Origin of the sequence: Streptomyces sp. P17 (assembly GCF_032436805.1) — a bacterium.
In the GTDB taxonomy this organism is placed as follows: Bacteria; Actinomycetota; Actinomycetes; order Streptomycetales; family Streptomycetaceae; genus Streptomyces.
Genome location: NZ_JAVRBF010000051.1, coordinates 36,587 through 57,411, shown reverse-complemented (window position 1 = coordinate 57,411; position 20,825 = coordinate 36,587). Strand labels below are relative to the sequence as shown.

Genomic DNA, 20,825 nt, shown 5'->3' with positions numbered 1-20,825 from the left:
CCGTACGGCCGAACCGGACACGTCAGCGGCGGTGGTAGCCGGGAGAATCGCAGGCAGTTGTCCCGCCCTCCGTCCGAGGAGCTCTGCCGACCATGAGCAGGTTCAGCAAGACCGTGTCCGGGCTCGTGCTCGCGGGTGCCGTGCTGTCGGGGGCGCCGGGGCAGGCCGCGGCGCAGAGCGGGCGCGAGCTGTGGGGCGCCGCCACCATCGAGCCCGGCCGGGAAGGCATCGTCCAGGTCGCCGGGTACGCCGGGCCGGGTCTCGGCGCCGGATCGGCGCTGACGCTGACGGCCCCCGCACCGGCCGTCGTCACGGGCACGCCCCTCGACGACCGCGGCTACCGCGGTGCCCTCGCCTCCGGCGGCCGCAGCGGCACGTACACCTTCACCGGCCCCTCGGCGGACGAGCCGTGGCGGGGCCGTACCTTCCCGTTCGTGCTGGCCGTGCCCGCGGACGCGGTCCCCGGCACCCGGCTCACCGGCTGCGCGATGGTGCTGACGGACGCGAAGGGCGCCCCGAAGGACCGGGGCTCCTGCGCGGTCACCGTCGGCCTGCCCGCGCCGACGCTGTTGCGGCCCCTGTCGGGCGTACCGCTGACCGCGCGCCCGGAGGCGTCCGGCACCGCCTATCCCGGTTCGCAGATCACCGTCAGGGACGCCCTGGAGAACGAGGTCTGCTCCACGACCGCCACCGCCGACGGAAGCTGGTCCTGCGTCCCGGCCCTCCCGCTCGCCCCTGGCCCGGGCCTGCTCCAGGCGACGGCCACGCTGAACGGGGTCGCGGCCATGAGCGACCAGATCGCCGTGACGGTCGACGGACAGCCCACGACCACGGCCGACAGCACGGGCACACCGGTGCCGCCCAGAGACGGTGTCAACGGCGTCTAGCCCTCACTCCACGAACGCCATCTCCCGCGAGGTGTTGTTCAGCCGCCGGCCGCCGTCCTCGGTGCACGTCACGATGTCCTCGATCCGCACCCCGAACCGCCCCGGCAGATAGATCCCCGGCTCGATCGAGAAGCACATTCCCGGCACCAGCGGCAGCTCCTCCCCCTCGACGAGGTACGGCGGCTCGTGCGTGGTGACGCCGATGCCGTGACCGGTGCGGTGCTCGAAGTACTCGCCGTACCCGGCGCCCTCGATGACCGTCCGGGCGATCCGGTCGATCTCCTGGCAGGGCACTCCGGGGCGCACCGCTTCGAAGGCCGCCTGCTGGGCCGTGCGCACGATGTCGTGGACCCGGCGTTCCTCGTCCGTCGCCGGGCCGACATGGACCGTGCGGGTGGTGTCGGAGCCGTAGCCGCCGAGGAGGCCGCCGAAGTCGAGGACGACCATGTCGCCACGCCGGATGACCCGGCCGCCCGCCTCGTGGTGCGGGTCGGCGCCGTTCGGGCCCGAGCCGACCACCGTGAAGTCGACCTGGGAGTGGCCGTGTCCGCGCAGCAGCCGGGCCAGGTCGTCGGCCACGTCCCGCTCACGGCGGCCGGAGAAGCGTACGGAGAGGATCTCCTCGTACGCCGCGTCCGCCGCCGCGCCCGCTGCCGCCAGGCGGGCCACCTCGTGGTCGTCCTTCACCGCGCGGAGCATCGGCAGCACGGTGGTCAGGGCGCGGTAGGTGGTCAGCGGCAGGGCTTCCTGGAGGCCCAGCAGATGCAGGGCCCAGGTCGCGTCGGAGATGCCGTAGCGGCCGTGCGGGCGGAGCAGTCCGGCCGCCGCCGCGTACGGGTCCTGTCCGTCGCGCCAGTCCGAAAGACGCAGCGCGCCCGCGCCGGGGCAGGCCTCGGCGTCGGGGCGTTCCAGCGCCGGTACCAGCATCCGGGGTTCGGACTCGGGGGTGAGGACGAGGAGGGTCAGCCGTTCGGTGACGGCGGTCGGACGGTAGCCGCACAGCCAGGTCAGGTCCGGGCCCGGGGTGACCAGCAGCCCCGCGAGCCCGGCGGCGATGGCGTCCCGGGTGGCCCGGGCCATGCGGTCCGCGTGGTCCTGCTCGGTGAAGGCCGCGGGTGCCTCGCTCATGGTCCAACCCCGTCGCCGTGTGGGTGCGCTGACCTGTCCATTGGAGGCGTGGGCGGGGGAGGCCGCCCAGACGGACTCGGCCGTTCGGGTGCTCACCCGTTCGGCCCACCCCCGTGGTGGGCGGCCGTGGCCCCACGGAGGGTGGAGGCGACGACGTCACCGGCGGACGGTGCGCAGGGTGCCGCCCGCCCCGAAGGAACGGGACGTGCCCATGACCCAGCAGCCGCACGCGAAGCCGCCGACCGCCGAGGAGGGGCAGCAGCCCCCGGTCTGGGGCGAGACGAACCGCCCGGCCGGACCGGCCCCCGGCACCGCCGGCTGGCAAGGCCCCCCGCCCGACACCGCCTGGCGGACCGGCGGACTGGTCTTCGCCGGTGTCCTGATGATGGTCAACGGCATCGTCGCGATCCTCCAGGGCATCTCCGCGCTCGCCTCGGACGATGTGTACGACCGCGTCACCGAGTACGTCTACGAGATCAGCCTCACCGGCTGGGGCGTGATCCTGCTGTGCCTGGGCGCACTGGCCGCGGTCGTGGGCTGGGGCATCCTCAAGGGCATGTGGTGGGCCCGGATGACGGGTATCTTCCTGGCCTCCCTGAACATGGTCGCCCACTTCCTGTTCCTGCCGTACTCCCCGGCCTGGTCGGTCCTCATGGTCGCGATCGACTTCTTCGTGATCTGGGCCCTCGCCACGGCTCCCGGCAAGCCGTTCGCCAAGGCGGGCACGTCGACGGAGCGCTGATCCCGGTTTTCCCCGGACCGCTCACGCTCGGCATCCCCATGACTACCCTTTGTCGAGTGGCAGACGTCTACGGGGACGAACACGGGGGCGGCATGGGATTCGGCTTCGGGCAGCGGCGCGGCGGACAACTCCCGGTGGAGCTCACCAGCTTCGTGGGCCGGACCGAGGAACTCGCCCTGATCCAGGGCACCTTGGACCGGTCCCGGCTGGTGACGCTGGTCGGCCCGGGCGGCGTGGGCAAGAGCCGTACGGCGTTACGCGCGGCCGGGGCGGCCGGCGGACGGTTCGCCGACGGGGTGCGGCTGGTGGAGCTGTCCGCGCTGCACGACCCCGAGCTGATCCCGGCGACCCTGGCCGGGGTGCTGGAGCTGCCCGAGCAGTCCGGGATGAGCCCGCTGGACGCCGTCGTCGAACATCTGCGGCAGCGGCGGCTGTTGATAGTCCTGGACACCTGCGAGCACCTCGTCGACGCCTGCGCGATGCTCTGCGACATCCTGCTGCGCGAGGCCCCGGAGCTGAGCGTCCTCGCCACCAGCCGGCAGCCGCTGGACGTGCCCGGCGAGCACTGCGTACCGATCCCGCCGCTGCCCTGCGAAGACGCCGTCGAGCTGTTCGTGCAGCGCGCGGCCGCCGTGACCGGCGGCCCGGCCCTGACCTCCGCCGACCGTGAGCGCACCCTCGCCCTCGCGGACCGCCTCGACGGCATCCCGCTCGCCCTGGAACTGGCCGCGGTCCGGCTGCGCGCGGTCCCGCTCGCGGAGCTGGTGGCCCGCCTCGACCGCCGCTTCGAGGTCCTCACCGGCGGCCGCCGCACCGCGCTCAGCCGCCACCAGACCCTGCGCACCGCCATCGACTGGTCCCACGAACTGTGCACGCCCCAGGAGCGGTTGCTGTGGGCGCGGCTGTCGGTCTTCGCCGGCTCCTTCGAACTGTCCACCGCCGAGCGGGTCTGCGCGGACCCCGAACTGCCGCCCGAGCAGGTGGTGGAGGCGCTGATCGGTCTGGTCGACAAGTCGGTCGTCCAGCGCATCGGCGAGGACGGCGGCCGCTACCGGCTGCTCGACACCATCCGCGAGTACGGCACCGACATGCTCGGGCCCGCGGCGGACGCCGTACGCCGACGCCACTTCGCCTTCTACGACGACCTCGCGGGCCGTTTCTGGGACGAGTTCGTGAGCCCCGCCCAGGTCCGGCTGCACCGCGCGATCCGCGAGAACATCGCCGACGTCCGGGCCGCCCTGGAGTACGGCCTTGCCACGGAGGACCTGACCGCGGACGCCCTGTGGCTGGCGTCCCGGCTCGTGCCGCACTGGCGGGCGGCCGGCACCCTGTCCGAGGGCCGCTACTGGATCGACAAGTGCCTCGACCGCACCCCGCAGGACTGCCCCGAGCGGGCCTGGGGCCTGTTCATGACCGGCGAGAGCGGGGTGTGGACGGGCGATCTGGAGACGGCACTGGACCGCTTCCCGCAGGCCCTGGAGGTGGCCCGGCGCTCCGGCGAGAGCCGGGTCGAGCTGTTCGCGGGGGCCTATGTGACCGCGCTGTCGGCGCTGGGCGGCGATGTGGAAGGCAGCCTGGCCGCGTTCGAGGACGCCCGCGCGAAGATCGTCGCCACGGGCGACCTGATGGGCATCGGCGTCGTCCACTACGAGGGCGCCCTGCTGAGGGCGGTACTCGGCGACACCGAGGGCGCCGTCGAGCTGTGCCGGACCGGCCTCGGGTACCTGGAGGGCACGGGCGACTGCCAGTTGTACGGCTCCACGCTGGCCGCGCAGGGGATGGTGCTGGCGCTGACCGGCCGGTACGAGGAGTCCCTCGACCCGCTGCGCCGGGCGCTGGAGGCCGCGGGCGAGATCGGCGAGGTGCTGGTGGCCGCGCTCGCCTGCATGGGCCTGGCCTGGCACGCGGCCCGCCATGAGCGTCCGGTCCGCGCCTGCTGGCTGCTCGGCTTCGCCGAGCACGCACGCCGCCTCAGCGGCGACCCGGTGACCCTGCTGCCCCGGCTGCTGGAGGAGCAGGACACGGTCCGCGACGAGGTACGGGCCGCGCTGGGCACGGAGGAGTTCGAGCGCTGGCGGGAGACGGGGGCCAGGATGTCGGGCCGCCAGATCCTGGACGCCGTACGGGCGGACGCGGATGTGCCGGCGGGTGAGCGGGACCGGTCACCCGTGGTCCGGCCGCGCCAGCCCGCCGATGTGCTGACCCGGCGGGAGCGGGAAGTGGCCGGTCTGGTGGCGGAGGGGCTGTCCAACCGGGAGATCGCCGAGCGCCTGGTGATCTCCAAGCGCACGGTGGACGCCCACGTCGAGCACATCCTCGCCAAGCTGGGGATCACCTCGCGTACGGAGATCCCGGCGGCGCGTACGTAGGTATCGGCCGTGCCGGATTAGGTGTACGGATCTTCCCCGATCCGTGCCGGAGCACCCCTCGGCGGGGGCCAAGCTGGACGTGCCGCCGGGGACTGGACGTACGGCTGTCATGGCAAGGGCGTCCGTCACGGACCTCCCTGGCGGCAACTCCCCCCGGCGGGGGGCTGCCCCTGGTCGGCGGGGCAGCCCCTTGGCCGACGGGACGGCGACGCCCCAGGGGCGCGGGGAACCGCGCGGCCGGCCGCCACCGGCCGGCAGCCGGACAACTCGCCCGCGAAGCTCAGACGTGTCCCAGACCACCGCTGCCGAACGATCCACTGGACCCCGGCAGCCAGCGCTTGCGCTTCTGGTCCTCGCCCCGCTTGCTGCTCGCGTGCCGGAGGTCGTACGGCATGAGCCGCTCGCCGCCCTCCGACCGCGGCACCTCGTCCGGCTCCCGCATCTCCCTGAGTTCGCGGACCGGCCCGCCCTCGGGCAGTTTCGGCTGCTCCTCGGGGCTGGGATGCGGAAGCTCCCGGTCCATGACCCGCATGCCGAACTGCACGGCCCACACCAGTGCACCGGCGATGAACAGGCCGCCTGCGAAGGCGGCGATCACGTTGAGTACTTCACTCGAGGTGGCCGCTAGTTCAAACGTCGTCGTACTCATGCCCCAATTATCACTGATTCCGCCGAATAAGCGCCTCCTCGGCGGAACCGGTCCGCCGGGCGTAGGCCCGGGCCGCGCGGGCGCGGTCGCCGCAGCGGGTGGAGCACCAGTGCCGGCGGCCGTGGCGCAGCAGGTACCGGTTGCAGGGCGGGGAGCCGCAGGCGGTCAGGCGCTCGGCGTCGGTGCTGGTCAGGAGGTCCGCGGCGTCCGTGGCCAGCGCGGCAAGGGCATGGTCGAGGATCTGGTCGGTGGGGTGGGCGGCGGCCCGGTACAGGCCCCGGGTGGTGTCCCAGTGCAGCAGGGAGGCGGCAGGGGCCCGGGTGAGGGCGTCGTTGACCGCGGCCAGCGCTCCCTTGGGTGCCGGGGCCCCGTCCATGTGGGCCGCCAGCAGCGCCCGGATCTGCTCCCGCAGCGACCGCAACTGCGCCGCGCACATCTCCCGGATCCCGGCGTCCGCCGGGGCCAGGCCGTGGTCCGTCAGCCAGGCGCCCGCTGCCTCGGCCGTGCCCAGGAAGTCGATGTAGTGGCCGCCCGGCAGGGCTACGGCGCTGTTGGCGAAGTCGAGGGCCGGGTACTGGTCCGCTCCCGGGGCGAGGGGCAGCGTCTCGTTCATGATTCTCATGGTACGCCTTGCGGTCATCCGTGAGAACAGTCTACCGTCTCTCACGGATAGGCGAACTCTCATCCGTGAGGAGCATGGATTATGTCCACAGCTGTGCCCGTACGCGTCCTCGGTGGCCCCACCGCCTACTTCGAGTACGGCGGGCTGCGTTTTCTGACCGACCCCACCTTCGACGGCCCCGGCGAGTACCCGAACCCCGGCCGCCCGACCCTGCGCAAGACGGCCCCGCCCTCCGTCGCCCCGGCCGACCTCGGCCCGGTGGACGTGGTCCTGCTCTCCCATGACGAGCACGCCGACAACCTCGACCGCTCGGGCCGCGCCCTCCTGGACGGCATACCGCTCACCCTCACCACCCCCGGCGGCGGCCGGCGGCTCGGTGGCAACGCCAAGGGGATGGCCGACTGGGAGACCGCCGAGCTGGACCGGCCCGAGGGCGGGACCGTCACCGTGACGGCCGTGCCCGCGATCCACGGGCCGGGTCCGCGTGAGGCGGTGGAGCCCATCACCGGCGAGGTCGTCGGCTTCGTCCTGACCGGCGACGGACTGCCCTCGCTCTACGTCAGCGGTGACAACGCCTCTCTCGACGCCGTGAAGGAGATCGCAGACCGCTTCGGGCCGGTCGACACCGCGATCCTCTTCGCCGGCGCCCCCCGATTCCCGGTCCTCTTCGACGGCGCCCAGCTCGTCCTCGACAGCGCCCAGGCCGCCGAAGCCGCTCGTATCCTCGGCGCCCGCCGGGTCGTGCCGGTGCACTGCGACAGCTGGGACCACTTCACGGAAGGGCGCAGGGACGTGGAGGCCGCGTTCCAGGCGGCCGGTCTTGCCGACCGCCTGGAGTGAGCCGCGTCAGGGCTGAAGCGGCATGCTCCAGCAGTTGGAGCGGGCCGACCTGCCGTCGAGGCGGTCCGTGAGCCAGTCGACCGCGTCGCCCTGATCGGTGAGCAGGGGGCCGAAGTGGTTGAGGAGGGGGCTGCCCGTGTTCGGGAGGATCACGGGGTCGTAGGTCACGTTGGCGCCCTTCGCGCACCAGTCGACGGCCAGGCGGCGGGCCTGGGCGTGGGGGACCAGGTCGTCGCTGACGCCGGTCGCCACGCGGACCGGGGTGGAGGGCTTCAGGGTGCCGATGCGCTGGGTGTCCAGGAAGGACTTCAGGGCCGGGGTGGCGGCGATGATGTCGCTGACCGAGCGGCCGTCCGTCGTCCACGCCGTGCTCTTGGCCCGGCCGTACTTGAACAACGCGTCACCCACGCACATCGTCGACAGGTCGGCCAGCGCCGCCTTGCCCGCCGTGTTCAGGTTGGCCTCCGCGATCGGCTTCAGGGTCGGGTCGGACTGGAGGAAGCCGTTGAGGGACCAGCCGAGCGCGCCGGCCAGCTCGCTGCCGTCGATCGCCCGGGTGACCTCGGTCAGGTCGGCGGGCGGGGCACCGGAGTACGTCCCGGCGAGGTTGACGTCGGGAGCGTAGGAGGGCTGGAGTTCGGCGGCGGCCGCGCTCGCGCCGCCGCCCTGGCTGTACCCGAACAGGCCCACCCGGGACCCGGCGGTCACCGAGGCCCCGTCGACGCTGCGGGCGGCGCGGGCGGCGTCGAGCAGGGCGTGGGCCTCGTCGACCCGGTTGACGTAGGTGTGCAGCCGGTCGGTCGCGCCGAGCCCCGCGTAGTCGGTGACGACGACGGCCGTACCGGTGGCGAGGAGGCGGTAGATCGCCAGGTCCTCGTAACCGACGGAGACCGTCTCGCCGTTGAGCCGGAGCGGACGCTCCAGGCCCATGGACGCGGCGCACTGGTCGCCCTGGCCCATGGTCCCGGGGGCGAGGGCGACCAGGGGGCGTGGGCCCTCGCCCTTCCAGGCGGCGGTGGGTTCGATGTAGGCGCCGGTCACGGCGACCGGGCGGCCGTTGGAGTCGGTGGACTTGTACATCAGCCGGGTCGCCCTGCCCGGCAGCGGGCCGTTCAGGCTCGGCAGGCTCAGGGCCAGCTTGAGCGGCTCGGTGCGGACGAGGGTGCCGTCCGCGGCGGGCAGGGTGACGGGCGGGTTGTAGAACGCCGGGATGGTGACGCCTCGGGACACGACCTCGTCGGCCGCCGTCGCGGCGGTGCCGGTGAGGACCTGGGCGCCGAGACAGGCGGCGCTGATGACGCTCGCGGCCAGGAGCCGTCTGCGTACGGGCATGGCGAACCTCCTGTTGAAGCGGCTGGCAGGAAGGTGCGGTGGTGCGACGGCCCCCGCACGCGCAGTCGTCCGGAGCGCGTGCGGGGGCCGCCTGTGAGGGGCTCGCCAGGACCGTACCGCCGGTAACACCCGAGTGGATACCAGCCGGTAGGTTACGGTTCAGTAATTTAAGTTCTCACGAGAACAGCAGCCGCCATGTGAGGGGTCCCGGGTGGCCGTCCGCATCCCCGCGCAGCTCCGGCCGCGACTTCTGGAAGTCCCGCACGTTCAGCCGGTCCGCCCCGCCCCAGGCCCTGCTGGGACCGACCTTGTAGTGGTCGCCGAAACGACCTGGCCGCGAGGGTCGCGGGACCGCTCGACGCGCTGCTGGCGGCCACCGGCCATGACCCGGACGAGGCCGGCCCGCCGGCCCCGGTCCACCTGGCCGGTCCTGCCGAACTCCTCCGCCTCCGTGTCCTGCCCGCGCTGGCCCCGCTGGTCGCGGAGGGCGTACGGCTGAGGGTCACGCCCGGTCTGACGGATCCCCTCCTCGACGAACTGCGGGCGGGCGGCCACGACCTGGTCCTCGCCACCACCCGCCCCCGCGGCCGGACGCTCGTCGCGACCCCGCTGTTCGACGAGGAGTTCGTGCTGGTGGCGGCGCCGGAATGGGCGGACCGGATCGGTGACCGCGTGACCACCGAGGGCCCGGGCGTCCTCCACACCGTCCCTCTGATCGCCTACGCCGAGGACCTCCCCATCCTCCGCCGCTACTGGCGCCACGTCTTCGAGCAGCGCCTGAACTGCCGGGCCGCCGTCACCATGCCCGACCTGCGCGGCGTCCTGACGGCGGTCACCGCGGGCGCGGGCTTCTCGGTCCTGCCCCGCTACCTCTGCGCCCCCGAACTCGCCGCGGGCACCCGCTGACACCGCAGACCGCCAGCAGCACGGCAACAGCGGGACCACACGCCCGTCCGGATACGGCCATCGCCCACCTCCCCCGGCAGTACACCGCAGCGGCCGCCCCACAGGCGGGCACCGTGCCCCGGCCTTACCCCACCCGGCGGATCACGGCGGGGTCCGGTCTTCACGTCGGGCTTCCCGGGTACTCGGTGCCTCGCACACGCACAGCGAAGAGCGGACCAGGAGGATCAATGAGCACGGTCAAGGAAAAGGTCGACGTGGAGGTCCCGCTCCGGACGGCGTACGACCAGTGGACCCAGTTCGAGGAGTTCCCGAACTTCATGGAGGGCGTCGACGAGATCAGGCAGCTCGACGACCGGCACAACCACTGGGTCACCAGCATCGGCGGGGTGCGGCGCGAGTTCGACACGGAGATCGTCGACCAGCTGGCGGACGACCGCATCACCTGGCGGACCATCGGGGGCGACACCCAGCAGCGCGGCTCCGTCCGCTTCGAACGGCTCGACGACACCCACACCCGCGTGGAACTCACGATGGACGTCGAACCCACCGGCGTCGCCGAGAAGGGCGCGGACGCCCTGGGCGTGATCGACCGCCGGGTCAAGGGAGACCTGCGCCGCTTCAAGGACTACGTCGAGAGCGGCGCGGCCACCGGAACCGGCTGGCGAGGCCGCATCCGCCCGGAGGAGCCGGGGAGCCCGCTCTGACGGCTCACTGACCGGCGCACAGAGGCGAACCGGCCGGGCCCGCGCAGGCGTGGGCCCGGCCTGACTCATCCTGATCCGGAGCTGTTGTCCGCCGGTCGGGCAGACGGTGTCGACGCGATGGATGCGTGTTCACGCTGCTCCGGTGAACGACATCCCCCTGAGACCCGCGCCTGCGCTTCCCAGGGCCGCTGTCGGTGCTGTGGTGCGCCGGCTCGCCGACCTTCTGGAGCCGGGGCAGGTGTGCGGCGGGCCGGACGACGGCGAGATCGGTGACGTGGCCACCGCCGAGCCAACCTGGGCATCCCCAAGAACTACAGCCCCTCCATGGGCGGCTGGTTCATGAGCGCCGTGGCCCCTGCTCTCCCTGGCGTGCGCCCTGGCCCTTTCCCGAGACGAACCGCCGCGACCTGGACACCATCCGACACTCGGTGGTCCGCGCTGACGGGCACGCTACGGGCAGGACGTTCGGGAGATGGACGACCGTCGTGCCCCAGGGTCCTTCTCCGTGTTCGGGGCGCGTCGACGCGCAGCCCGTACCACGTGATCAGCCGGATCCGGGAAGGGAACCGTGGTGCGCTTCGTGCCCGGCACGGCGGCGGTACTCGGCGTTGATGCGCTGCGCTTCCTCAAGCTGGTCCTCAAGGATGACGATGCGGCAAGCGGCCTCGATCGGGGTGCCCTTGTCGACGAGCTCGCGGGCGCGCGCGGCGATCCGCAGCTGGTAGCGGGAGTAGCGGCGGTGCCCGCCCTCCGAGCGCAGCGGAGTGATCAGACGAGCCTCACCGATGGCTCGCAGGAACGCCGGGGTGGTGCCGAGCATCTCGGCGGCCCGCCCCATCGTGTAAGCGGGGTAGTCGTCGTCGTCCAGACGGCCACTGAGCGGGGTATCTGCTGTCATGTCACCTCGTAGTACAACGCGTCGAGGGGCCCTGGTGCCGTACGGCACCAGGGCCCCGAAGGAAATTCAACACCATCTGTCGGCCCTAATGCTCTGCCGACCTTCTGTTTCCGCTACCAGCCCTGCAGCAGGGGGGTGCGGGGATCGCGGCTGCGTGACCGGGGACCACCTTCCAATCCGGGGTCTTGCGGTACCCGGGCCGAGTGCTTGCGGACCGGGCGATCCTGATGGCGTCTGCTCCTCCGCTCTTCCTCTGAACCAACACTTACCGGTACTGCGGTACTGCTGTTGGCGGCCCCTCGACCTGCGAGCCGCCCAGTGCGGCTCCCAGCCCCGTCACCGTTCTGGGAACGCATTGGCTTCGGGACTCCGGAGCCGCACTGACCTGCGAATTTCATGTACTGCCACCCCGGCAGTTCGTGTCTGCCGGGTTTCGCTCGACTGTGTCAACGAGAAAAAGACTAACCGCGCAGGAGCGCAATGTCTACTCTGGCGAGAGTAGATTTCAGCCCTTCGGGGGAGCAGATAGCGAGACAGCAGTGAGGGCCCTGCCGACGCGCGTCGGCAGGGCCCTCACTGGGATCCTGGTGGCGGTCTCCCGCCCGTCCTCACATGGAGGCCAGCACTGCGCTCCTGGTCCTGAAGGGGCCGTCGAGGACGTCCCGGAGCCGGATCCGGTCCGTGTACGTGGAACTGCCGCGGTGAGCCACCAGTTCGGCCCGGGTGACCGAGCCCGTGCACTGGTCGTCCCCGTCGCACAGAAGGAGGTACTCGACCCTGGCGCCGGCCATGATGGACAGGGCGACCTCGACGGTCATGTCGTCCCGGACCCGGGGTCCGGACGCGTCCATGTCGTCGCCCATGGTCATGTCGCCCATGGTCATGTCGCCCACGGTCATGTCGGCCATGGTCATGTCGCCCACGGTCATGTCGCCCACGGTCATGTCGGCCATGGTCATGTCGACCGCGGTCATGTCGGCCACGGTCATGGGGGCGTGACCCGCCCGCTGCTGCGGTGTGTGAACCGGTGTCATAGCTGCCTCCTTCGGCGGTGGGTGACTCTTCCCGTGCGCAGTGCTAGGCCGCCGCGTCGAAGGCGGACGGCCGCTGCGCCCCGCGCCGCCCCGCTTCACCGGCCGTGCGCCGCCGGGCGGGACGGCCGCGGTGGCCCCGGGACGAGGCGGACCCGGTACGGCTGGGACGTGCCGCAGCCGGTGCGGTGATGACGACAGGGACGCCGGAAGGGGTCTGGGCGCCGGTGATACGGCTCAGTTCCGCTTCACCCGAACGCACCGAGGTGATCTGCGGGGTGATGGCGGCCGAAGCCATCAGCCGGCTCATACCCCGGCGCTGGCCGGGGGTCACGAGGGTGACGACGCTGCCGGACTCGCCCGCACGGGCGGTACGGCCGCCGCGGTGCAGGTAGTCCTTGTGGTCACTCGGCGGATCCACGTTGACGACCAGGTCGAGGTTGTCGACGTGGATGCCGCGGGCCGCGACGTTGGTCGCCACCAGAACCGTCACATGTCCGGTCTTGAACTGGGCGAGGGTCCGGGTGCGCTGGGGCTGGGACTTGCCGCCGTGCAGAGCCGCGGCGCGGACACCGCTGTTCAGCAGGTGCTGGGTCAGCCGGTCCACGGCGTGCTTGGTGTCCAGGAACATGATCACCCGGCCGTCCCGCGCCGCGATCTCGGTGGTCGTCCGGTGCTTGTCCGCTTCGTGCACATGGAGCACGTGGTGCTCCATCGTGGTGACCGCACCCGCCGACGGGTCGACGGAGTGCACCACCGGGTCCGTCAGGTACTGGCGGACCAGCCGGTCGACGTTGCGGTCCAACGTGGCCGAGAAGAGCATCCGCTGCCCTTCGGGGCGCACCTGGTCGAGCAGGGCGGTGACCTGGGGCATGAAGCCCATGTCGGCCATCTGGTCGGCCTCGTCGAGAACGGTGATGTCGACGTCGTCCAGTCGGCACTCGCCCCGGTCGATGAGGTCCTTGAGCCGTCCCGGCGTCGCCACGACGACCTCCGCCCCGCCCCGCAGCGCACTCGCCTGCCGTCCGATCGACATGCCACCGACCACGGTGGCCAGCCGCAGCCGCACGGAGCGGGCGTACGGGGTGAGCGCGTCGGTCACCTGCTGGGCCAGCTCGCGGGTGGGGACGAGGACCAGCGCGAGCGGCTGCCGGGGCTCCGCGCGCCGGCCCGCGGTACGGGCCAGCACCGCGAGGCCGAAGGCGAGGGTCTTGCCCGACCCGGTACGGCCGCGGCCGAGCACATCACGTCCGGCGAGGGAGTTCGGCAGGGTCGCCCCCTGGATGGGGAACGGCACGGTCACGCCCTGGTGGCCGAGCGCGGCCAGCAACGGCGCCGGCAGGGCGAGATCGGCGAACGACTCGACGGCGGGCAGCGCGGGGGTGACCGTCACCGGCAGCGCGAACTCGCCCTGGGGCGCGGTCTGTCGGCGTGGGTAGCCCGTGGAGCGCCGCGAAGCCTCGGAGCGCGGGGCGGCGGCACCCCGGGAGCGGTCGTACGTACGGGTCGTGCGGGTGGTGCGTGCGGGGCGTGCGCGGTTCAAGCGGAACCTTCCTCGATGTGGGCACGTAGGCGCGAACAAGGAATTTCCGCAGCAAAATGAACGGCGCAGAGAATCGCGAGAACGAGCCGGAGATGATGGGCGCCTCGGGCCGCGCCCTGAAATGCAGCGAGCTGGGGCCCGCACCCCAAGGTGCGGGCCCCAGCTGCGAAGAATGCGCTGCTGCCGGTGTCAGGCAGGAACGATGTTCTCGGCCGTCGGGCCCTTCTGGCCCTGCGCGATGTCGAAGGACACCTTCTGGCCTTCCTGCAGCTCGCGGAAGCCCTGGGCGGCGATGTTCGAGTAGTGGGCGAAGACGTCGGCGCCGCCGCCGTCCTGCTCGATGAAGCCGAAGCCCTTTTCCGCGTTGAACCACTTCACGGTGCCAGTAGTCATGTCATTTCTCCTTCGGAGACGAAGTACGGAGTTCGCACTGTGCGAATTCCACGTCGCCGTGCTGATTACCCCGTAGGAAAATGAACCTTCTGGCAACCACACCTGCAACTGAGATCGACATTAGCACGGTGCGATGGGTCCTGTGGGGTCAAGAAAATCCGCTGTGTCCGACGGTCGAGGAATACTCGCCGCGTACCGCACCTATTTCTTACTTCACGGCTACAGATATTGATCCGCGCGGACGCAGTGTTCCGCCGGGTAACTTCCGGCCCCAACGCCGTGACCTCAGCCGATGAGCCCCGCCCCGCTGCCCCCGTCGCCCACGGAGGTGACACCGCAGAACGCCCCGCGATCCCACCATCGCAATAAAGGTCACATCCACCGGAAGGCGGGGCGCGGACCGCGGGCGGCAGCGTCGAATCGGTGAAGTACGGCGGTTTCCGGCATGGTGCGGGCCGGCGTGGACCGGGACGGCGACGCGGTCATCACCTACCACTCCGGCGGCGGCCCCGCTCCACCACCGGCAACCTGACGACGACGCTGCCCGCATCCGAAGACGGCTACTGGCGCTGGAACTTCGCGGGCACCTCCACCACCCCACCCACCAAGGCGACCGGCGACTTCGTGGACGTGCAGTAACCCGAACACCGCGTGACGAGAATCGAACTCGCGCTCTCAGCTTGGGAAGTGTGTGCCTGTTGCGGGACCGGACCGGCTCACTTGCCGGGGTCGGGCCCGTACCACTGGTGCGCCTGTCCGGTGACGGCGGCGATGCATTCGAAGTCACGGTCCCGGTGCAGGAGAGTCAGCCCCTGCAATTCGGCCGTGGCGGCCACCACGAGGTCGACGGGCCCGGCGCTGCGGTGCTGTCCTCGCTTATCTCGACGTGTACCTACGGCGTAGCAGCCCGCGGGGCTGGACTGCCGGCGTTATCTGCGAACGGCCACAGCCTGCGCTCGTCGGGTAATAAGGTCCCGCTGAGCAGTGAGTGTGTGGCACGTCACGTTGCGTTGCCCGGTGGGTGGCGAGGACAGGGCGATTTGCGGCTGACGTGCCCTATTGGGGGTGGGGAATGTACGAGTTGATCAAGGGTGCCAACGTAGGTCTGACGACCCTGAGCGGGAGTGTCGACTCCGTGATGGTGAGCCTGGACTGGACCAGCCCGTCGGGGGAGGGCGACGCGGATGTCTCCGTCCTGTTGTTGGACGTCAACGGCAAGGTGCGCAGCGACGCCGACTTCTACTTCTACAACAATCCGGTCGCCGCTGACGGAAGTGTGCAACTCCTCGGCAAGACGCCCACCGGGAGCGGCAGCAAGGACCGGATCAGCTTTGACCTGACGGTGGTCCCGAACGACATCGATCGGATCGTGGTGGCCGCGAGCCGGTACGACGGAGCTCACTTCGGGGAGCTGGGCGACCTGCAGCTGACGCTGGCCGACGCATCCGGCGAGAACCTCCTACGGTTCGCGATCGATGACCCCGGCTCGGTGAGCGCGTTCATCTTCGGTGAGCTCTACCGTCGTGGCGGACAGTGGAAGATCCGGGCCGTGGGGCAGGGCTACGACGCGGGTCTGGCAGGTCTGGCGACGGACTTCGGCGTCGACATCGAGGACGACGCGGCGGCCGAGGAAGCGCTGGACAGCCCAGCGAGCGACGAGCCGGCGGACGCCACGCTGCCGCATCGGACCACCGAGAGCGAACCGGGAGCGACGCTGGACGCCGTCCCGGCGCCCCGGCGGCCCGATGACGAAACGGAATCGCGAAAGGTGCCCGCACGGCCCCGCACCGCCAGGAAGAAGGTCACCCTGCCCAAGCAGGTCAAGAAGTCTCTGGCGGAGAACGAGTCCTGGAAGGAGGCCAGGCTCTTTCCGGTGTCCGCGCTCAAGAGTGACCGCGACCGGGAAACGCGGGCGACGTCGGTGCTGTTGTCGGTGATGGCGCAGATCCCGGAATTCGGCAGGAGGCTCACCGCTGCGTTCGGAGCGCCGGCGGGCCGCATGGAGACGTTCGCCGAGGTATCGCTGCCGTACGGCGAAACGCCACGACGCCCGGACGGAGTGATCCGCGTCGAGCGGGCCGGCAAGCTGTGGACGGCGCTGGTCGAGACCAAGACCAACGGGAACGCCCTCAAAGCCGAACAGGTGCAGGCGTACATGGACATCGCTGCCCGGCGTGGCTACGAAGCCGTGATCACACTGTCGAACGATGTCGCGCTGGAGGGCAGCCCGCTGGTCGATGTCAGGATCGACGGACGGCGCAAGCACAAAGTGGCCTTGTGGCACCTGTCCTGGGCCGAAGTGGCCCACCAGGCACAGATGTTGATCCGGCACGAGGGTGTGGGCGACCGGGCGCACGCCTGGCTGCTCCAGGAACTGCTGCACTACCTCCAGCACGAGAACTCCGGATGCCATGGCTTTCAGAACATGGGCTCGGCGTGGGTCCCTGTCCGTAACGGCATCGACGACGAGACCCTGTGCCAGGGGGATCCACGCGCCCTTGAGGTGGTGGAGAGCTGGGAGCGACTCGTCCGCCAGGTCTGTCTCGCACTCGGTGGCGAACTCGGCCAGAAGGTGCTGCCTGTTCAACGCACCAAGCGCGGAACCGATCCCGGAACACGCCGGTCGCGCCTGGCCGATCAGCTCTGTCTCGACGGAAGACTACAAGCGGAGCTGCGCATCGAGGGCACGCCCGGAGTTCTCGCGATCACCGCCGACCTGCGCACCGGCAGACTCCGCGCCTCCATCGAGATTCCGGCGCCGGCGTCGGGCTACCCCCTGACCTGGGCGAAACGGCTGGTCCGACGTCTCGCCGAAGCTCCCGCCGACCTCCACGTCGAGACTCTGGTCGAGGGCGAGGCAGGAGGACCACGGGGCACCTTGGAACGGCTGCGCCCGGAACCGGGGGACATGCTGCCGAAGAACGGCACGCAGATCACCGGTTTCCGGCTGTCCCTCCTCAAGGGCATGGGCAGCGGCCGCGGCAGCGCCGAGTCCGGCTTCATCCGCAGCGTCGACGACGCCGTGCACCGGTTCTACGCCACAGTGGTGGCCCATCTGGATCGCCCGGCATCTCGACGCACATCGCCCGCAGAACCATCAACCACAGGTTGAGCCAGTCTCGGTCAGCGTGACGGCCACCTGACCAAGTGGACAAGGGCCGCCCACGCCCACCGGTCCAGCCCACGCCCACCGGTCCAGACAACAAAGAACCCCCGGGCCACTGACCTGGGGGTTTCACATGGAGCGGGTGACGAGAATCGAACTCGCGCTCTCAGCTTGGGAAGCGACGGCGCTTGGGCGGGTTCTGTGGCTCTGACGCGTAAATACGAACCGGCGCGGGCAAAAGTGCAGGTAGCTGACCTCGCCTCCGGCGCTGCCACCCCGCGGCGCCGTGTTGATCAAGGGCTACGGGGCATCCGCCCTGCCCATTTACCCGCCCCACGGCGGGCGGCGAAGCCGCCCTGGGTCGCTGACCTGTACAGATGTCGTCTCCTTGGGTGGTCGTGAGGGTCGGTTTGTACCGCTGTTGACCGTGGTTTTCCGGTCTTACGGGCACGCTATGGGCACGGCGTCGTGTATCCGCGGGATATCGCGTGAGGGCGACGGCTGAAGCGCCGGGCTCGGCTCGCTCTGTTGCCTGGACCAGAGACCGCGTCGCGAGTGCACACACCGGTTCGTCAGGGAGTCACGCTACGACAGGCATGCCGGGCCAGTGTCATTTCCACGGATCAGTGTTGAGGTCCGTGATCGACAGGGAAGATCAACTCCCGATGAAGGGAGGGGATCGTGCAGGCAGACCAGGGACAGGGGCGCGGAGTTGCGCTGCTCACCGTCCGGGTGGAGGCGGCTCTCACGGGGCGGTCGCGGGGCGGGGCCGGTCGGGCACCGGAGAAAGGCCCGCGCCTTGTTCGAGGAGAGGGGCTGGGAGGTACTTGACGCTCACGAGGAGGTGTACCCGGAGGTTCGCACCCCGGGCGGAGTCCTTCCGGATGAGGCGGTCCGGAAGTCGGTCTACGCGCTTGGCATCCCCGTCGGGCGTGATTCCGGTCGTCGACCGGAACGGTGGGCGGCGCAGGAGGTCAAGGACCTGGCGGACGATGCCGAGCTTGATCTGCGGCCTGTGAGTGCGCGGATGCGGCGGAGGCAGCGTCGCCAGGAACCGCACTGGTTCGTCTGCGCCCCGCCCAGCACGCACGCCATTTGGTGGCTGCGGTGGCTGTTCAATCTGGAGCGGCGCATTGGGTTGCACGACACCGGGACGGTGCTGTTCGGCTCGTTGGAGGAGGCCGAGCGGCACGCTGGTGAGAGTCGGGTGCGTTCCCCGTTTTCGCGTCGGGTGCGAGCACACGACGGAATGCACCGGACCAGGGTGAGGGAAAGCCACCGGTGGGTGGTGAGAGCGACGGCGCTGAGTTGGGCTGCGGGTGTGCTCGGCATCCCGGCTGCTTCTGGGCCTTGGTGGCTGGCTCTGCCTGCGCTGGTGGTGTGGGCGCTGCTGAGTTGGTGGTGCGCGACCATCATGCTTCCGTTCGTCCGTCGACGTCGTGTCGTCCGCCGGCGCCGCACCGGCTCGCTCACGTCGGATGGCCTTGCACGGCAGCCGGGGATGGGGGCGATGCCCCGCGGGACGGGGATGCGGTGATGGTCCACCGGCGCCGGCGTAGTCACGCATGGCTGGCGGCGCTGGCGACCAGCGGAGCGCTCTTCGCGGTCACGGCTTGGGTGACCTGGATCGCTGATCCCACTGCCGCTGTACGCCTGCACCTCCTCCTGGCAGGCGCGGTGTTCGTCACGGGCGGCATCCGACGCCTGGCCCCCGAGGGTAGCCGGAGACCCGATCGCCGCCCTGACCGGGGCCATTGCGCTCACGTTGGCGTGGGCGGTGACCGTACTGGACGGCGCCGGCGCGGCCGGTGATGATGCGGTACGGCAGTGGCGATCGGGCCGAGTACCGGATCACTACTACGGTGGCAATCCCCGACCCGTCTGCGTCACTCCGATCGGCTCCCTGGACGAACTTCCGTTGTACGGGCACCGATTGGACCCCAAGCAGGTGTACGGCACGTTCGGTGTGGTCGGTGGTGAGGTGACATTGTGGGACCCCGACTCGGGCGACGCCTTCCCAATACCCTCCGATGCTGTACAGGTGCTCTCTGCAGGGGAGGGTGAACCCGGCGCCGCGATTCCCCGTAGTTGTCGTTCCTGAGTGGACGACGATCTCGGTGAAGCCGAACTCCATGTGCTTGCCAATAGCGTGGTGCGCACGGTCGCCGCCTTGCGTGCTTGAGAACGGCAGTCAGGGCGTGATTGCAAGCGTTCGTAGGGCTGCCGCCGAAGCGACCAGGCCCTGCCGCTCCAGCCTGGCGATCACGTCGTCCACTGTGCCCGGCGGCTTTCGCCAGCTGTCCGCGATCCTCTGTACCGCGCCGTAGACGACCTGCGGCGCCAGATCGATCTGTGCCTCCAGGAAGGCGTCCGGATGCACAGCTTCGACGTCCCAGGGGGCCAGGGCATCGGTAGGGAAGTCCTTCAGGTTGAAGGTGACGACGGCCTGTGCCTTGGCCCGGATCGCCGCGGCCAGGACATGCCGGTCGTCCGGGTCTGGCAGCTTTACGCCATCGATCAGTGGTTCGTGTCCTCTGACCAGGCAGTCCCGGATTGCAGCGTTCATCAAGGCGCGGACGCGGTCGAGCTTCTCGGGCGAGATGTCCTGGTGGTTCTTGAGGATGTTACGGAATGTCTCGTCGAGGATCTGATCGGTCCACTTGGCTTGGACGAGGCCACCCTGCGCGATTCGGATGAGGACGTCGCGCAGGGTGCTGGGGTAAAGGACGTTGGCGTCGTAGATGGCGACGAAGGCCACGTGCTAGATCATTCCCATTTCCTGGCCGAGCTGGGTGAGCTCGTCGGCGGCTTCGCGGCGACGCTGGTCGTCCTTGCGCTTGTACTGCAGGAGCGACGACGCGGTGATCCGCCGATGTGTGCCGACGGTTCGGTATTCGATTTCTCCGGCCTCGAGCAGCCCGATCAGGAATGGCCGCGACACGTTGAGCATGCCTGCTGCCTGCTGTGTGGTGAGCTCGGCGTCGGACGGGACGACCGAGACGGCGCGGCCGGCCCCCAGGTGGGCCAGCATGGTGGCGAGCAGTTCCACGGCCTCGCGGGGTAGGGCGAGGGGCTCGCGCTCTCCGTCCTCGACCGTCACGGTGATCTCTGCGAGGTCCTGGTGTGCCGCCAGGTAGCTGCCGACTTGTGCGAGCGCGTGCGCTGCGGCCGCGGCCTTTTCAGGTGGCAGCTTCACAGGTCGGATGTCTGTTTTGGTCATGGTGCGCCCCTGTCGGTGCGGGAAGCAGCGTCGAGTCTGCGTATACCCATTATTCGAAACAATCGAAGTAAACGCAACAAGTGAAACAAGATGATGGTTCGGGAGGCTGTCGAGCCCGCGGCACTCCGAACATCCGGCTCTCTTCACCAAGGGAACGGCAAGCTGATGGCTTCGGCCGCGCGTCTTGCCAGGGCCCCGTGCGCCAAGGGGCGCACCAGGTCGCGCAGTCGAGGAGGGAGAGTAGTTGGTGACCAAATGCACCGCGGGGGGACCCCGCGCCCTCCGCGTGCCCTATCCCGGGGCGTGTCGGGGGCGCGAGGGTCGACGAATGGTCTGGACGGCAAATAAGCCCCAGGTCGCTGACCTGGGGCTTTGAGGAGAGCGGGTGACGAGAATCGAACTCGCGCTCTCAGCTTGGGAAGCGATGGCGCTTGCGCGCCTCCAGGCCGGGTGAC

17 protein-coding genes and 3 pseudogenes are annotated in these 20,825 nt (G+C 70.5%); 8 read left to right on the top strand and 12 right to left on the bottom strand.

Annotation, left to right across the window (positions count from 1 at the left end; genetic code table 11):
- Window positions 1–92: 92 nt before the first annotated feature.
- The gene (locus RMT89_RS29110; RefSeq protein ID WP_315886743.1) at window positions 93–887 is read left to right on the top strand and encodes a carboxypeptidase regulatory-like domain-containing protein; all 795 of its coding nucleotides are present in this window, start codon (window positions 93–95) and stop codon (window positions 885–887) included.
- 3 nt (window positions 888–890) lie between these two features.
- On the opposite strand, the gene RMT89_RS29105 is transcribed toward RMT89_RS29110, so the two are convergent.
- A complete protein-coding gene (locus tag RMT89_RS29105) occupies window positions 891–2,015 on the bottom strand; it encodes an aminopeptidase P family protein (RefSeq protein ID WP_315886742.1) in 1,125 nt (374 codons plus the stop codon).
- A 211-nt stretch (window positions 2,016–2,226) separates the two neighbouring features.
- On the opposite strand from RMT89_RS29105, the gene RMT89_RS29100 reads away from it, so the two are divergent.
- Together RMT89_RS29100 and RMT89_RS29095 are read left to right on the top strand one after the other, a co-directional pair.
- Entirely contained in the window at window positions 2,227–2,757 is a 531-nt protein-coding gene (locus RMT89_RS29100; protein WP_315886752.1) for a hypothetical protein, read from the top strand.
- 92 nt (window positions 2,758–2,849) lie between these two features.
- Complete coding sequence (locus RMT89_RS29095; RefSeq protein ID WP_315886751.1) at window positions 2,850–5,126, top strand: LuxR C-terminal-related transcriptional regulator; 2,277 nt, start codon at window positions 2,850–2,852, stop codon at window positions 5,124–5,126.
- 280 nt (window positions 5,127–5,406) lie between these two features.
- Here the strand turns inward: RMT89_RS29095 and RMT89_RS29090 are convergent, their stop codons facing one another.
- Both RMT89_RS29090 and RMT89_RS29085 read right to left on the bottom strand, forming a co-directional pair.
- Window positions 5,407–5,775 carry a DUF6479 family protein gene (locus tag RMT89_RS29090; RefSeq protein ID WP_315886741.1) on the bottom strand — a complete coding sequence of 123 codons (369 nt, stop codon included), beginning with the start codon at window positions 5,773–5,775 and terminating at the stop codon, window positions 5,407–5,409.
- A 10-nt stretch (window positions 5,776–5,785) separates the two neighbouring features.
- On the bottom strand, window positions 5,786–6,397 hold the full coding sequence (locus RMT89_RS29085) for an ABATE domain-containing protein (protein WP_315886740.1): 612 nt from the start codon (window positions 6,395–6,397) through the stop codon (window positions 5,786–5,788).
- An 81-nt stretch (window positions 6,398–6,478) separates the two neighbouring features.
- Here RMT89_RS29085 and RMT89_RS29080 point away from each other — a divergent pair, with 81 nt between their 5' ends.
- Window positions 6,479–7,237: an MBL fold metallo-hydrolase gene (locus tag RMT89_RS29080; protein WP_315886739.1), complete on the top strand. Its 759-nt coding sequence runs from the start codon at window positions 6,479–6,481 to the stop codon at window positions 7,235–7,237.
- Between the two features lie 6 nt (window positions 7,238–7,243).
- Here the strand turns inward: RMT89_RS29080 and RMT89_RS29075 are convergent, their stop codons facing one another.
- Together RMT89_RS29075 and RMT89_RS29070 are read right to left on the bottom strand one after the other, a co-directional pair.
- The gene (locus RMT89_RS29075) at window positions 7,244–8,569 is read right to left on the bottom strand and encodes a lipase family protein (RefSeq protein WP_315886738.1); all 1,326 of its coding nucleotides are present in this window, start codon (window positions 8,567–8,569) and stop codon (window positions 7,244–7,246) included.
- A 175-nt stretch (window positions 8,570–8,744) separates the two neighbouring features.
- Window positions 8,745–8,834 (bottom strand): hypothetical protein, encoded by a 90-nt coding sequence (locus tag RMT89_RS29070; protein WP_315886737.1) that lies wholly within the window; start codon window positions 8,832–8,834, stop codon window positions 8,745–8,747.
- A 59-nt stretch (window positions 8,835–8,893) separates the two neighbouring features.
- Here RMT89_RS29070 and RMT89_RS29065 point away from each other — a divergent pair.
- Both RMT89_RS29065 and RMT89_RS29060 read left to right on the top strand, forming a co-directional pair.
- A pseudogene (locus tag RMT89_RS29065) lies at window positions 8,894–9,466 on the top strand (substrate-binding domain-containing protein); the annotation flags it as partial.
- A 236-nt stretch (window positions 9,467–9,702) separates the two neighbouring features.
- Complete coding sequence (locus RMT89_RS29060) at window positions 9,703–10,179, top strand: SRPBCC family protein (protein ID WP_315886736.1); 477 nt, start codon at window positions 9,703–9,705, stop codon at window positions 10,177–10,179.
- 544 nt (window positions 10,180–10,723) lie between these two features.
- Here RMT89_RS29060 and RMT89_RS29055 read toward each other — a convergent pair.
- From RMT89_RS29055 to RMT89_RS29040, 4 genes are all read right to left on the bottom strand, one after another.
- A complete protein-coding gene (locus tag RMT89_RS29055; protein ID WP_315886735.1) occupies window positions 10,724–11,077 on the bottom strand; it encodes a MerR family transcriptional regulator in 354 nt (117 codons plus the stop codon).
- 608 nt (window positions 11,078–11,685) lie between these two features.
- Complete coding sequence (locus RMT89_RS29050; RefSeq protein WP_399498497.1) at window positions 11,686–11,946, bottom strand: hypothetical protein; 261 nt, start codon at window positions 11,944–11,946, stop codon at window positions 11,686–11,688.
- Between the two features lie 208 nt (window positions 11,947–12,154).
- Entirely contained in the window at window positions 12,155–13,651 is a 1,497-nt protein-coding gene (locus tag RMT89_RS29045; protein WP_315886734.1) for a DEAD/DEAH box helicase, read from the bottom strand.
- A 189-nt stretch (window positions 13,652–13,840) separates the two neighbouring features.
- Window positions 13,841–14,044 (bottom strand): cold-shock protein, encoded by a 204-nt coding sequence (locus tag RMT89_RS29040; RefSeq protein ID WP_315886733.1) that lies wholly within the window; start codon window positions 14,042–14,044, stop codon window positions 13,841–13,843.
- Between the two features lie 513 nt (window positions 14,045–14,557).
- On the opposite strand from RMT89_RS29040, the pseudogene RMT89_RS29035 reads away from it, so the two are divergent.
- Window positions 14,558–14,683 (top strand): annotated as a pseudogene (locus RMT89_RS29035) (calcium-binding protein); the annotation flags it as partial.
- Window positions 14,684–14,760: 77 nt separating this feature from the next.
- Here the strand turns inward: RMT89_RS29035 and RMT89_RS29030 are convergent.
- Window positions 14,761–14,922: pseudogene (locus tag RMT89_RS29030) on the bottom strand (VapC toxin family PIN domain ribonuclease); the annotation flags it as partial.
- A 194-nt stretch (window positions 14,923–15,116) separates the two neighbouring features.
- Between RMT89_RS29030 and RMT89_RS29025 the strand changes: the two are divergent.
- Window positions 15,117–17,156 carry a TerD family protein gene (locus tag RMT89_RS29025; protein WP_315886732.1) on the top strand — a complete coding sequence of 680 codons (2,040 nt, stop codon included), beginning with the start codon at window positions 15,117–15,119 and terminating at the stop codon, window positions 17,154–17,156.
- Window positions 17,157–19,341: 2,185 nt separating this feature from the next.
- On the opposite strand, the gene RMT89_RS29020 is transcribed toward RMT89_RS29025, so the two are convergent.
- On the bottom strand, window positions 19,342–19,908 hold the full coding sequence (locus RMT89_RS29020; RefSeq protein WP_315886731.1) for a PIN domain-containing protein: 567 nt from the start codon (window positions 19,906–19,908) through the stop codon (window positions 19,342–19,344).
- A gap of 3 nt (window positions 19,909–19,911) precedes the next feature.
- Complete coding sequence (locus RMT89_RS29015; RefSeq protein WP_315886730.1) at window positions 19,912–20,370, bottom strand: excisionase family DNA-binding protein; 459 nt, start codon at window positions 20,368–20,370, stop codon at window positions 19,912–19,914.
- Window positions 20,371–20,825: the final 455 nt, after the last annotated feature.